The 13,474-nt window shown below is 40.8% G+C and carries 8 protein-coding genes and 1 riboswitch; of the genes, 4 read left to right on the plus strand and 4 right to left on the minus strand.

Features of this window, described 5'->3' with window-relative positions; genetic code table 11:
• Positions 1-52 precede the first annotated feature (52 nt).
• From QYZ87_07740 to QYZ87_07755, 4 genes are read right to left on the minus strand one after another with little or no spacing between them, the layout of a single operon-like run.
• Entirely contained in the window at positions 53-1,531 is a 1,479-nt protein-coding gene (locus tag QYZ87_07740; protein MDN4754417.1) for a SusF/SusE family outer membrane protein, read from the minus strand.
• A gap of 24 nt (positions 1,532-1,555) precedes the next feature.
• The gene (locus QYZ87_07745) at positions 1,556-3,160 is read right to left on the minus strand and encodes a RagB/SusD family nutrient uptake outer membrane protein (GenBank protein MDN4754418.1); all 1,605 of its coding nucleotides are present in this window, start codon (positions 3,158-3,160) and stop codon (positions 1,556-1,558) included.
• A 12-nt stretch (positions 3,161-3,172) separates the two neighbouring features.
• Positions 3,173-6,151, minus strand: a complete 2,979-nt coding sequence (locus QYZ87_07750) for a SusC/RagA family TonB-linked outer membrane protein (GenBank protein ID MDN4754419.1) — start codon at positions 6,149-6,151, stop codon at positions 3,173-3,175.
• Between the two features lie 29 nt (positions 6,152-6,180).
• A complete protein-coding gene (locus QYZ87_07755) occupies positions 6,181-8,352 on the minus strand; it encodes a glycoside hydrolase family 97 protein (GenBank protein ID MDN4754420.1) in 2,172 nt (723 codons plus the stop codon).
• Between the two features lie 399 nt (positions 8,353-8,751).
• Here QYZ87_07755 and QYZ87_07760 point away from each other — a divergent pair, with 399 nt between their 5' ends.
• From QYZ87_07760 to QYZ87_07775, 4 genes are all read left to right on the plus strand, one after another.
• The gene (locus tag QYZ87_07760) at positions 8,752-9,135 is read left to right on the plus strand and encodes a transposase (GenBank protein MDN4754421.1); all 384 of its coding nucleotides are present in this window, start codon (positions 8,752-8,754) and stop codon (positions 9,133-9,135) included.
• A 43-nt stretch (positions 9,136-9,178) separates the two neighbouring features.
• Positions 9,179-10,129, plus strand: coding sequence for an IS3 family transposase (locus QYZ87_07765; protein MDN4754422.1), 951 nt, complete (start codon positions 9,179-9,181; stop codon positions 10,127-10,129).
• A gap of 287 nt (positions 10,130-10,416) precedes the next feature.
• A riboswitch (cobalamin riboswitch) is annotated at positions 10,417-10,621 on the plus strand.
• Between the two features lie 249 nt (positions 10,622-10,870).
• Positions 10,871-12,106: a hypothetical protein gene (locus QYZ87_07770; protein MDN4754423.1), complete on the plus strand. Its 1,236-nt coding sequence runs from the start codon at positions 10,871-10,873 to the stop codon at positions 12,104-12,106.
• An 11-nt stretch (positions 12,107-12,117) separates the two neighbouring features.
• Positions 12,118-13,383: a hypothetical protein gene (locus QYZ87_07775; GenBank protein ID MDN4754424.1), complete on the plus strand. Its 1,266-nt coding sequence runs from the start codon at positions 12,118-12,120 to the stop codon at positions 13,381-13,383.
• Positions 13,384-13,474: the final 91 nt, after the last annotated feature.

A 13,474-nucleotide genomic window follows, 5' to 3' on the forward strand; every position in this document is an offset into this window, starting at 1 on the left:
TCCAAACGTGGATACCCCCTCTTATTATATTTAAGATCACGGATACAGGGTATTATTTGATACTACCTGTATTATCACTAAACTTCAAGTATGCTTTCTGTCCAGCAGTTACGTTGACTCTAGGCTCTTGATCGCCACCAGTACCACGATACTCTATCTTGCCGTCACGGACAATGAATTCGGCTTTCCACCAATCAACACCTTCGATAGCAAGAGCGATTCTGAGATCTCCATCCGCTGTAAACGCAGGTGAGATAAATTCACCGTCAGCTGTCTTTGGAATAGTAAAGAGTCCATCGTTAGGTGTACTCCATACACCATTTGAAATGTTACCTACGAGGTAAATGTTTGGTGCAAGCAGCTCAATAGTATTTTCTAGAGCAGTACCATCGGCGGATACTTTAATAGTACCCAAAACCAGATACCATCCAGCCTTCTCTATCTTAATATTGCCTTCACTATCCACCACACCAGCATAGTCTTTCGACTCTTCTGAAACAGTAGCATAACCAAATTCATGACCATCCCATGCTCTTAGGTAGTTAAACTTGATTTGATCATCAGTCTTGAAGTACTGCACTCTCCAATATCTAGAGATACCATTCTCTCCATTACCATGAACTGGAGTCATCTCAAATGCTTTATCCCAAGTCCACTCATTTACACTACCTATCATAAAGAGCGATTCTGGCAAGGTAACAGCTGGTGGAGGGGTTGGCTCACCTAGCAATTTAGCACTCACCTGATAAACCCTCGAGCGAAGATTATATGTAATGGTCACTTCATACTCTCCTGCATATTGAGCGGTGACATTCTCACCACCAAATTTGCCATCCATAAAGCTCCCCTTGTGATCAAGAGAACCAGCTTCGGATAGGCCTAGGTTAGTATGAAACTTGATTTTGGAAGACTCATCCAAGGCTACTTCGTAACCCCAGTTACCACCATATCGGAACTTAAAGTCCCCCACACTGAGAAGGGTCTTCCCTTGATGAACTACGGTGTAAGTGGTTTGGTCAAATGTGGTCTTGCCAAAAGCAGTCTCGCCATCCCATCCTCCAGCAGTAGCAGCACCGATCACATTCCATTCAAGATGAATGACATGAGCTTGCTTAAGAGCTGTATTGACGACCACTCTATAAAATCCATCCTCCGCTACATGGAAGGACGCATCCTTAGCTAGGGCATACACCTTAACAACCTCTGAAGATGAGAGCTCCTCACCCTGACCATACTTCACTACATTATCTGCATCAGTAGCAATAGTGACTTGGAAATTGGCACCTCCCTTAAGCCATGTATCTATGTACACAATCTCATTAGGAACAGGGGTTTCCTTAGGGTCTAGTGCACCGTCAAGCGACTTAAGCTGCGAAGCTGGTGCCTCTCCAGAGTATATAGTAGCATCGCCTGAGACATACACTCCAGGCTGCACATCCTCTACAATGACCCAATTATCATTCCCTTCCTTACAGCCAAAAGCAAGTATGGAAAGTATGGCTAGGGTCAATATATATTGAATCTTTTTCATAAAACTTTGCATTAAATCGTGTTATTAATACCCAGGGTTTTGAGTTAGATTATCTGGATTAAGATTAATCACTTCAGCTGGGATTGGGAATACGGTACGGGTTGCCTCAGATGCAGGTCTATCACTGATAGCCTTTGTGTACTGCCCAAATCGGATAAGGTCTGTTCGACGAACGCCCTCACCTGCTAGCTCTAGCATCCTTTCATCCAGAATATTCTGAAGGGTAGCCACTCGATTAGGAGCTCCAACACGAGCTCGTACCATATTTAATTCGGTATCACCGACACCGCCATTTCGGACGAGTGCTTCAGCCTTCATCAAGAGGATGTCAGCATAACGGAATAGCACATAATCATTACGAATTAACTGACCACCTGACTGAGCTGTAGGATCGATTTGATACTTTGCCCAGCGTGCTCCTGCTGTCTTTTCATGCGGTGTGCCTGATAGTATCAGAGCAATGTCATCTGGAAAATACTCCAACTGCTCATCTCCATTCATCACAGGATTGCCATTCGCATCAAAGACCTTACCAGTGTACCAGGTCATCATCATTCGAGGGTCTTCTTTGCCCTTACGGAAAATATTGATCGCTTCCTTAGTTGCTGAAGCTCCATTCCAACCATCCAAACCGTAAGCCTTGGCATGCTCATAGTGCCAGCTACGGATGCTGTACATCATACGTGCAGAGAAGGTGGTAGGATCCATAGGGATGACAAAGATATTCTCACGTGACTGTTCGTTATTCACAGCGAAATTGGCTTTAAAATCATCCTCTAGGACATAACCAAGCTCAGTAATCTTATCAGCATAATATATAGTCGCTTCCCAAGGATTCATGGTTTGCCCCTCAATAGAAAATGAGTAATCGCCATCCGCTTTACCATCGGCCCAATTATCATCGGCATAGACCTGAGTATTGAGGGCTAGCTTGGCCAGTAAGTAGTAAGCAACAGGCTTAGTCATTCGTCCATAGTAACGTCCAGTATTTGTGCTATTTGCGTCACTTAAAAGTGGTACGGACTCCTGTAGTTCCTTAACAACGAAGTCAAAAAGAACACTACGGCTAGACTGCTTTACATCCTTAATCTCTTGACTACCCTTGATCACTAATGGCACGTTGCCAAAGAGGTCCAAGAGGTATGAATAATACATAGCACGGTAGGTACGTAACTCAGCTAAGTAAATCGGGAGATCTTTATTTTCAGGATCTCCTTCTATCAAGGAATTGAGCTTGTCAATAGACATGTTGGTCTTACCTATCACTCGATACAGATAATCCCAGGACCCCTTGATAACATCATTATCGATGCTCCACTTATGCTGGAATAGGTCTCGCCATAGGCCACCATCATCCCAGTCACCCCCACGGGTAGGTAACATCATTTCATCAGAGGTGTAAGTATTTAGATCATAAATACCACGGTCAGTACCGCCCAAGCCCTGACCTCCACCAGTACCTCCTACTTCTGTATAGAGGGAAGCAACAGTATTGAGGTAAATGAGTGTTGGGCTCTGGTAAGCATCCCCCTCTGGTATTTGATCCTTAGGGTCTTCATTTAGAGAGCACGATGAGAGGAACCCACCAGCCAGAACGACCCCAGCTATAAACAATATATATTTCTTCATATCACGTACTTATTAAAAGGTAATATTAAGTCCCAATGAGTAGGTGCGAGTCAATGGATAGAATCGCTTGTCATCTACACCTAAATCTCCTCCTACAGTGGTATTATTAATCAATGGTGATAGTCCACTATATGCAGTAAAGGTGGCAAGGTTATTAACAGAAGCAGTGACTCTGATTCTCTTAACCCAGTCCTTATCTAGATTGAAATTATACCCTAAAGTCAAATAATCAATGTGTAGATAGTCTCCTCTTTCCAACCAATAGTCGGTCACAGTATTATCTCTAATGTTCTTCTCTGGAGCCTCTGGCATCACATTATAGGTTGGGAACGAACTCATATTCATATAGGTAAGTGAGGTACCATTATAGATCTTATGACCAAAGGCACCATTCATCTGAACCTGCATATCGAAGTCCTTGTAGCGGAACGCAATGTTACCCCCAACAATGACCTTAGGCATAGCCTGTCCTGCGATGTAACGGTCCTTACCGTCTGAGATATTGACCACACCGTCATTGTCAAGGTCTAAGACATTATATGTATAGCTACCAAGTCCATCATTAATCAGACCATTTGACTTGGGTAAATAGAATACACCTAATGGCTGTCCGACCAATTGGTAAATAACACTATTATTACCACCAATAAAGCCAGCTCCATTAATACTACCTAGTGACATATACTGGCTAGCAGACAGCTCCTGACCTTGGAATGTACCGCTCAGAGATAGTAGTTTATTCTTTTGATAAGCAGCATTAGCACTGAAGGTCAAGTCCATGTCCTTAGTACGAATAGGTGCATAACTTATAGCAACCTCGACTCCACTATTTTCCATTTCTCCTAGGTTCGCGAGAAGATTAGGGTGAACAAATGGAGGGACAGGCACTGCATAATTATATAGCAGATTAGAAGTCTTGGAATAATAATAATCAAGCACAGCAGTAATACGACCATCGTACATAGAGAAGTCGATACCGGTATCAAACATATGCTTAGTCTCCCAACGTAGCTCTGGGTTAGCATTACGATTGTAATTGAATGTAACCGTAGGCACACCATCAATAGTGGTTAGTCCGCTAGGTCCCATAAGCATAAGGGAATTGTATGGTGAGATCGCATCTTGATTACCAGTCACGCCATAACCGGTACGAATCTTGAGTTCGTCTATAGCTGTGACATCTTTCATAAAGCCTTCTTCACTAATGACCCATGCTAAGCTAGCTGAAGGGAAGAAGCCCCACTTATTATTCTCTCCTAGCTTAGAAGACCCATCTGCACGCATATTTACAGTAGCGATGTACTTATTAGCATACATGTAATTGACACGTGCTAGGTAGGAATTAAGGAGGTAATCATTGGCATTAGAATATGGATCACCGTACTTTACGAGAGCTCCTGCTTGGAGATTATTATATCCGAAGAAGTTAGTATCAAACCCTCGTACATTCGCACCAAAGCCTCTATATGAGTATTTCTGAACCTCTGCAACGGCGAGGGCATCAATACGATGATCACCCCAGGTCTTCATATAGTTCAGAGTCAGGTTACCCATCAAATTATCATTTCGACTATTGCCACGATAGGCTTTACCACGTCCCTCACGAATACCAGCTTTGATATTATTAGGGATATACTGCATATTCTCTCTATTATTATAGGTATATGATCCAAAGAGAGAAAGGTTAAGTGAAGGATTAAAGGTCCATGTCAGACGACCGTTAATGGTAAAGAATGCATCATCAGCTCTATCGTCGATGGTTAGACGACCCAGTGGGTTATCGATCTCATTAGCATTGACATCCTCAGGCCATGTCCCATCAGCATTCTGAGCCGAAGGTAATGTAGGGTTAGAAGATGCTGCAGAGTAGAATGTCTTTTGATAGTCATTGACATAACGGCTATCTCTCTTTGAGCCAAAGATACCAGCATCCAAACGGAGCTTATTATCAAAGAACCTCTGTGAGCCATCTAGCTTAACGGTATAGTTACGCATCTCATTAGTGCGAATAATACCTTTCTGACTAACCACCCCTAAGGATGCTCTGAAGTTATTAAACTCACTACCACCTCCAAAGGATACTCTATGATCTTGTGTGAAGCCCGTTTGAAGCATCTCATCCATAAAGTTAGTAGAAGCACCTCCATCAAAGGCATTCACGATACCCATATCTTTGACCACATTTCGGTACTGGTCTGCATTTAACATGCTAATGGTCTTATAGGCTGTTTCTACACCAAAGGTGCCACTATAGTCAAGTGTAAAGTTACCGGCCTTACCCTTCTTCGTAGTAACAACAATAACACCTGCAGCTCCACGAGAACCATACTGTGCAGTCTCAGAGGCATCCTTCAGGATAGAAAAAGTCTCGATATCTGAAGGGGCAAGGGTATTCAAAAGTGCTAGATCTCCGAACACACCATCAATGACGACAAGAGGGTCGTTCCCTCCTGACAAAGAGGTAGTACCTCGAATACGCACGGACGCTCCAGCTGTAGGGTCTCCACCGACCTTACTGATTTTAACGCCAGGGACCTTACCTTGTAGTGCTTGGAGTGGATTGACCACAACACCTGCATTCATATCCTCAGAACCAATCTTAGCAACAGCCCCTGAGATAGTACGCTTACTACCTTTAGCATATCCAATAACGACCACCTCATCAAGAAGCTCATTATCCTCCTCCATAGTGATAGAAAGGGGTAATGCGGCTGTAGATAGGTCCACCACTTGGTTCTTAAAACCTACAAAGCTAAATTGTAACTTATCGCTCTTCTTTGCTTGGAGCATAAAGTTACCATCAAAATCGGTGCTAGCACCTACACTTGGGTTATCCAGTACTCTGACTGTTACACCCATTAGAGGATCACCGAAGTTATCAACGACGACACCCTTTACCGTAATTTCTTGTGCCATAGCTGGGTTAACCAACCACGAACAGACAAGTAACATTACCGATATTAATGTCCATTTTTGTGACAATCGATTCATAATATTAATTCAAAAAATACCAACACTCATTATTTATTAATTGGGCGAATGGACACAGCAAAGCCACCGCCTGCAACAGCATTTAGTTTCAGAGTAGTCTTACTGGAGACCTTCTTCTTACTTATAGTATAGTCATAAGGATTTTCAGTAGCATGTGCTTTCTTACCATCCTCATAAATTATTGCTTCGTACTTAACGCCTGGTTTTAGGAAGTCTAGCTTGATAGAAGTAGGATGAGCAACACCGCTTACGTTACCCATATACCAATTATCTGTTCCTTTTTCTCGACGAGCAACTGTGATATAACGTCCTGGCTCTGCTTCCAAATATTTGCTTTCACTCCACTCTACAGGGACCTCCTTGATAAATTGGAAAGCATCCATCCTCTCTTCATAATGCTCTGGAAAATCAGCCGCCATCTGTAGTGGAGTGTACATAGTAAGGTACATTCCTAACTGATTACCGATAGTAGAAACGACTACGTTAGGATTATCAGGATTCATCCTACTCATAGACATCTGGACTATGCCTGGAGTATAATCCATAGGTCCTCCTATGAGTCGGCCAAATGGTAAAATAGTCATATGATTAATAGGATTACCCCCAGTCTGGAACTCCTGCCCCTTTGCACTCTCTTGTGAGAGGAGGTTAGGATAGGTCCTACTCAACCCAGTCATATGAACACTCTCGTGGGCATTAATCATAATCTTATATTCGGCTGCTTTTTGGACAACGTACAAGTAGTGATTGACTAGCCACTGTCCATAATGATGCTCTCCATAAGGAACTATATCTCCTACATATCCGGTCTTTACTGCATGGTAGTTATTATCAACCATAAACTTGAACGCATCATCCAGATGACGTTCATAGTTACGAACAGACGAACTCGTTTCATGATGCATAATCATCTGGATACCCTTAGACTTTGCATGATCTCTTATGAGATCAACATCGAAGTCTGGGTAAGGAGTTTGAAAGTCAAAGACATAATCCTTCTGATGACCAAACCAATCCTCCCAACCAACATTCCAACCTTCGACTAAGACGCCATCAAATCCGTGCTTAGCTGCAAAATCAATATGACGAAGCACATTCTCTGTAGTTGCTCCATGGCGACCGTGTGGTTTTGTCTTAGTATAATCAACACTATCTAAATGAATACTTCTCAGGTCATTAGTGTAGCTCCAGTGGCTTTTACCAGTAATCATCTCCCACCATACACCCATATACTTCATAGGCTTAATCCATGACGTATCTTCGAGCTTACAAGGTTCATTAAGATTATAGGTCATGCGACTTGACAAAATATCAGTACCACTATTCCCTACGATTAACGTTCTCCAAGGTGTATTGAATGGAGTTTGTACCCTTCCTTTAGCACCTGTAGCATCGGGGGTCAAATGAGCATGGAAGGTTAATGCCTCTTCATCTAACTCTAGATGCATCGCTGGGAATTCAATCAACGCTGCTTCATGGATATTGATATACATGCCATCATCGGTCTTCATCTGAAGTGGGGTCTGTACACCATGGCGACTGAAAGCAAATTGGCTAGCATTATGAATAATAGTAGCATCATAATGATCATCTATCTCAGTCAACTTATTCTCACCAAAGTTATACTCCTCGGTATCATAATCTCCTGGGATCCACCAAGCTGTATGATCTCCTGCCATCGCGAACTCTGTAGCCTCTTCTTTGATAGTAAAGTAAACTAACTTATCTTGATCAGGGAATTCGTACCGAAAACCTAAACCATCATCAAATAACCTAAATCTGATATTGAGTTCACGTCCTGTTTTTTCTTGAAGAAGATTGACAAACAACTCATTATAATGGTTACGTATGGCTTCCTCCTCACCCCATACTGGAGTCCAGGTTTCGTCAAAACTACTTTGAGATGAGCGTACCACCTTAAAACCATTCACTAAATCTTCATGATGAGGCTTTTGTACACCTAGTATTTCCTCGGAAAGATCACCTTTCTTTTCGTTAAGTAAATAAAAGCCCATCTTACTTTCTTTAACGACAGCCTTACCATCGTATGTAAGACTATACATTGGCTCTCCACTCGTGGAGATACTAAAAGTAGCTATAAAACGCCCATTAGGCGATTGTAATTGTAAACTCTCTTGTGCCCAGGCAAATAATGTAGCAACAGCAACAAAAAAGAGAGCAAAAAACACACGTCTATTCATACTCTAGATATTATAAGGAAGCTTTGCAACCTCCAATTGACAAAAAGCTTATATTAAAATTAAATTAATTATCTCCATCAAACTTACTAATAATTTATTACAAACCAAGCAAATAACAAAAAAGTTATTACTTATATATCTACCAATTATAAAGATATAAAATATAGCATCAAATTTCAGTTGTCAAAACAAAAAAGGGAACATTGACACTAAAATACCAACCTCTATTATACCCCCCAAAGAAACAAAATCTTAAGAGAAATAAGGTTTATTTAATAACAGCCCTCACACAATATAAGTTTATTAAGAAAGAGGATTATCCAGTAAAAAGAATAATCATAAAGAGGAACTCTGCGATGTGCTATCCTGAAATAGTGGACAAGTAGAAGAAGAAAAGTAATGGAAGAAAAAAGCACAAAAAGAATGAATCCTCAACATTCGAGGTATTATAGTAATGAATTTAGGTATCTCGTAGTGAATGATCTTCTATGTACTGGAGATTCAGTAGTAGATGTAGCTAAAAGATATAAGATTGGCTGTGTTACACTTTATAAATGGTTGAGTATCTTTGGAGTAGAAACACCATCAAACAACCTAGTAAATGAAGAGGGTATGAGCAAAAGTGAGAAAGAATTACGACGAGAATTATTAGAGTTAAAGCGTGAAAACTCTCGTTTAAAAGTAGCAAAAAGAACAGCAGAGTTGGACGCCTTATTCCACAAGACATTGTTGGAAAAAGTAGCAGAGAAGCATAATATAGACATAAAAAAAAGAGCGATTTGAAGTTATCGACACTCTCCTAAAAGGTTTTAAAGACCAAAATGGTCTGTTTAGTATCAGCGAGTTGTGTCTTCTAGCTAATGTTAGTCGTAGTGGCTATTATAACTACGATCACAGTCGTAAGTATAAAGAGGAAGAACTAAGTGCTCTTTCAGGGTCCATCGTTTACTACTGTCACTATCTCAGACAAAAAGCCCATTTACCCAAAGCCGGTGGAAATCAGCTTTATCAGCTCTGTAAAGAGTACTTTGGAGAGAAGATGGTCATAGGTCGTGATAGATTCTTTGATATTCTTAGAGCCAATAACTTATTGCTACGAGCTAAGAAAAAAAGAGGGGTCCCGAGAACTACGTTTGGTGTGGTAAACCACGGATTTGAGGACCATGTAAATAGGATGGTGAAATATATTCCACCAACCCACTGCCGTTTGTGTGTCTCAGATATTACGTACCTAAAGTGCTCCGAAGGTTTTGTTTATCTCTCCCTTACGATGGATGCGTATAGTCGTATAATCACGGGATATAGCCTACAACGTAACCTTACTACAAAAGGTCCCCACGAAGCCCTGAAGCAGACCGTGTCATTTTATGAAGGTCATGCCCTAGATGTTCGAGGCTTGATTTTTCATAGTGACCGAGGAAGTCAGTATGTCTCCAAAGAGATGACGTCGTATGAAGCGAGTTTGGGTATCATAACGAGCGTGACACAGACAGGGGATCCTCTACATAACTCAATGGCGGAACGCCTAAATAGTACTATCAAAAACGATTGGCTCTACGACTTTTCTTTATTGACCTTTGAAGAGACAGAAAGAGCCTTGGATAATTCGGTGTTAATGTATAATACAGCACGTCCACATAGTAGTGTGAGCATGCGGACTCCTATGCAGACGCTTATCGCGAACTACCCTAATCCATTAATATCTAATAAGATAGGGGGTGATAGTGGGAGCTCTGACATTCATCTATATGACGCACAAGCTGTGCCTACCCTTTGAATGGGTGGCACGCTTGTGTGGGGCGCCCGTGATAAATGACTATATTTGTATACCCACCTAGGGATAATATATCGATAGTGTAAAGAACATCAGTTTTTAATTAATTTCTGTGCACTTTTTTCAGGAATAGCATACGAGGAGTAAATTTTTTCCTATTGGAAGGGGATCTTCTCCTCATAGGAAACAAAAATCTTTCCTATAGGAAACATTTCTGTCTCACATAACCAATTTTTTGTGTTATGTATTATCGATATAAAAACATTCATATTATATCCGAATAATATTAGTATCTTTGCAAGCCTAATAGTTCAAACCAATTCTAGGTTTGATGCAAAAGGGAATCAGGTGAAAATCCTGAACAGTCCTGCTGCTGTAAACTCTGCCAAGCAGGTATCTAGAGTATTAAAACTCAACCACTGTTCTTATTGAGAATGGGAAGGTGATACCCTGTAGGAGTAAGTCAGAATACCTGCCATTAGGCTTGTGACATGTCACAAGATCATTAACTTCCTAGGGATGAAGAAGATGATAACGTTCTCAAATGTTCTGTACCCTATTTCCTAATAGGTGCTACTCGATATATGGTGTCTCGTATCATCATCTACAGGCTGAATGTGAAGTTAATGATAACGCATAAATTTTTAAATTCGTTTTACTAATTAACTAAACTTCACAACTAAAGATGTTGAAACCAGAAAAGAAAATCTTGTCTTCACTTGTGGTTATTCTGTTATGACCCTGATGGGATGTAGCAATAATCTTGGACAAAGCCAGCCAGAATTAGATCAAAATCCTCAGTCTCTTAAGATTGAAAATGAGACCAAAGGGCTAAACTATCAAAAAGATAGCCTAGCATTGGTTGCCATTTATAATGCCACAAATGGAAATCAATGGCACCACAAAACCAATTGGTTGAAAGAGGGTGTGTCGATAAAGAATTGGTACGGGATAAAAACAGCCATCATTGATGGAGAAGAGAGAGTTACTGATGTAAGATTGGGTGGGAATAGACTCAGTGGTTTCATTCCAAAGGAAATAGGTGACCTAACTGCATTAAGAACACTCAACCTCTCTGAAAATTACAAGCTTGGTGGCACCATCCCTGATGAGCTATACAACTTACGCCATCTCGAAGTATGGAAAATGAGATTCAGCGATGTTCATGGATCCCTTTCGCCTAAGATTGGGAACTTAACGAAGATTGACTCTCTCGACCTCTGGGGGGCTCCTTGGGACCTTACTCAGCTCAATTATGTTACTAAAGATGAGCGAACCCTTTTATCAGGAACCATTCCTGCAGAGATTGGTAAGCTAACCAATGCTACATATATAGTATTGGGACGTAATAAATTCACTGGAGAAATCCCTAATGAGTTGGGCAACTTAACTAACCTTACCTATCTTGATATAGCTGGTTGTAAGCTCTCTGGAAAACTACCTGAAACGCTAGGGAACCTTAAGTCTCTCTCTACTCTTTTTGTATCTGAGAATGAACTTTCAGGAGAGCTACCTTCTCAAATGGGAGAAATGGCAAACCTTAGGGAGTTTTATGCTGACGAAAACAAACTAACAGGAACCATCCCTTCATCATTTGCGAATCTAAAAAAACTGCTCCGACTTGCATTGAATGACAATCAATTAAGTGGACAATTACCTGACGTAGTCGGCCAGATTGAGAGCTTGGGCCTTTTATACTTGGAGAATAACAAGTTCGAAGGAGAAATTCCGACATCACTAGGAGGTGTACACCAGCCACACCTTATTAGCGTACGTCTATCAAATAATAATCTCACCGGTCCTCTTCCAGCTAGAGTACCACACGATTATATTGTAAATGGGTACAATTATGGCGTTATTTATACCACATTCTATGTCGATGGCAATAGATTAAGTGGTACTATTCCATCTTCATACTATGTAGATGGACAACTAAAAGAAGGCGTACTGCCCCAACAAACTGGATATGAATTAAATTAAATAGAATCATCATGAAATTTTCAAATAAGTACTTACTATTATTAATTGGTTTTTCCTTGGCTATAGCTTTTGCTTCATGCAAAAAGGATAATAAACCTAATGAGAAACCAGATCAAGATCCTCCAGTAGAAAAGGAAGATCCAGAAAAAGAACCTGAAAACCCACCGGTTCCTGCTTCAGAGTTTGCAGGCTATATGTTCGTATTAGATCAGGCACAAATTCCTGACTTAGCAGGTTATGAGGCAGAAAAGGATGTCCCTCAAGCGAAACTTATGGCTATATCGCCAAATGGTGAATTGCATCTTGATATCTTGGCTGAGAAAAAAGTTGATGTCCAACTGGGCTTTGAATGTAAGATGCAGAGAGTGAAAGACCACTTCGTTATCTTTGCAAAGAAGATCTCCTTGAAGGAGAAGGACTCCAAGACTCAAGTCACAGTGATAAATAACCAAACGCTTCAAGTCGTCAGCCAAACAACCTACGACTTTAATAGCGGTTATCCAGGAGACTTCATGTTAGCAGCTACCGAAGAGAAAGCATTTATAGGTCACCGCGGTGTCATTTACACCCTGGATCTGAAAGATGGTTCTGTGAATAAGTTTGCTGATTGTGCTTTTGACTCATATGCAGGTGCTGCTTCATACAATGGTTCGCTCTTTGTGCCAATGAAAAACGAAGCTTCGATTGGGGTCTTCACACTTGACAATAACCAAGGAACAAAAATTGAATTGCCAAAGAATGCAACTAGGATTTACCCACTAACTGACACCGTATTCCTAGCAAAATCGGATGGTGACGAATGCTATCTAGTATCTATGGAAAGCATGAAGGTTATTAAGACCATAAATATGAAGTTTTCGGGCTTACAAAGATATAGTATGGTATATGACAGCAAAGGCAATAAAATATACGTTGCAGGTCAGGGAAAAGACAAGAAGCATAAGGTTTATTTCCTTGATATAAATAAAGAAGAGTCCGAGCTGCAAGAAATGTACATCGTTCCAGAATCAGATATAAACATGAATCACCCAATCTCTGGAAATATCAAGATCGGTTTGGATACAGAAAAGAACATTCTGTACATAGGTCACCTTGATAATTTGGTCTTCGCAGATAAAGTACCACCAGCTACTGGAAAAAGAGCTACTCGTTCTGCATATATCTCTAGCATCTCTCTTGAGGGAATTGATGGTAAGGTTCCTGTGATGCAGCCAGCTGCAAAATCAAGAATTGAAGACATGTATGAGTTCTCTCGCTTCTACTATATGGCAAAATAATCATATCTTAGTAATAGCACTGCAGGGATTTATTCTTCGGAATAAATCCCTGCTTCTTTATCAAACCTATAGGCTCTTTCATTAATAATTG

The organism is Porphyromonadaceae bacterium W3.11 (assembly GCA_030434245.1).
Lineage (GTDB): Bacteria > Bacteroidota > Bacteroidia > Bacteroidales > Porphyromonadaceae > Porphyromonas_A.

Bases quoted from the DNA above. Each gene is read 5' to 3' on its own strand.
- QYZ87_07750 (MDN4754419.1), bottom strand. From the start codon at position 6,151: ATGAATCGATTGTCACAAAAATGGACATTAATATCGGTAATGTTACTT.
- QYZ87_07775 (MDN4754424.1), top strand. From the start codon at position 12,118: ATGAAATTTTCAAATAAGTACTTACTATTATTAATTGGTTTTTCCTTG.
- QYZ87_07745 (MDN4754418.1), bottom strand. From the start codon at position 3,160: ATGAAGAAATATATATTGTTTATAGCTGGGGTCGTTCTGGCTGGTGGG.
- QYZ87_07760 (MDN4754421.1), top strand. From the start codon at position 8,752: ATGGAAGAAAAAAGCACAAAAAGAATGAATCCTCAACATTCGAGGTAT.
- QYZ87_07770 (MDN4754423.1), top strand. From the start codon at position 10,871: ATGGGATGTAGCAATAATCTTGGACAAAGCCAGCCAGAATTAGATCAA.
- QYZ87_07740 (MDN4754417.1), bottom strand. From the start codon at position 1,531: ATGAAAAAGATTCAATATATATTGACCCTAGCCATACTTTCCATACTT.
- QYZ87_07755 (MDN4754420.1), bottom strand. From the start codon at position 8,352: ATGAATAGACGTGTGTTTTTTGCTCTCTTTTTTGTTGCTGTTGCTACA.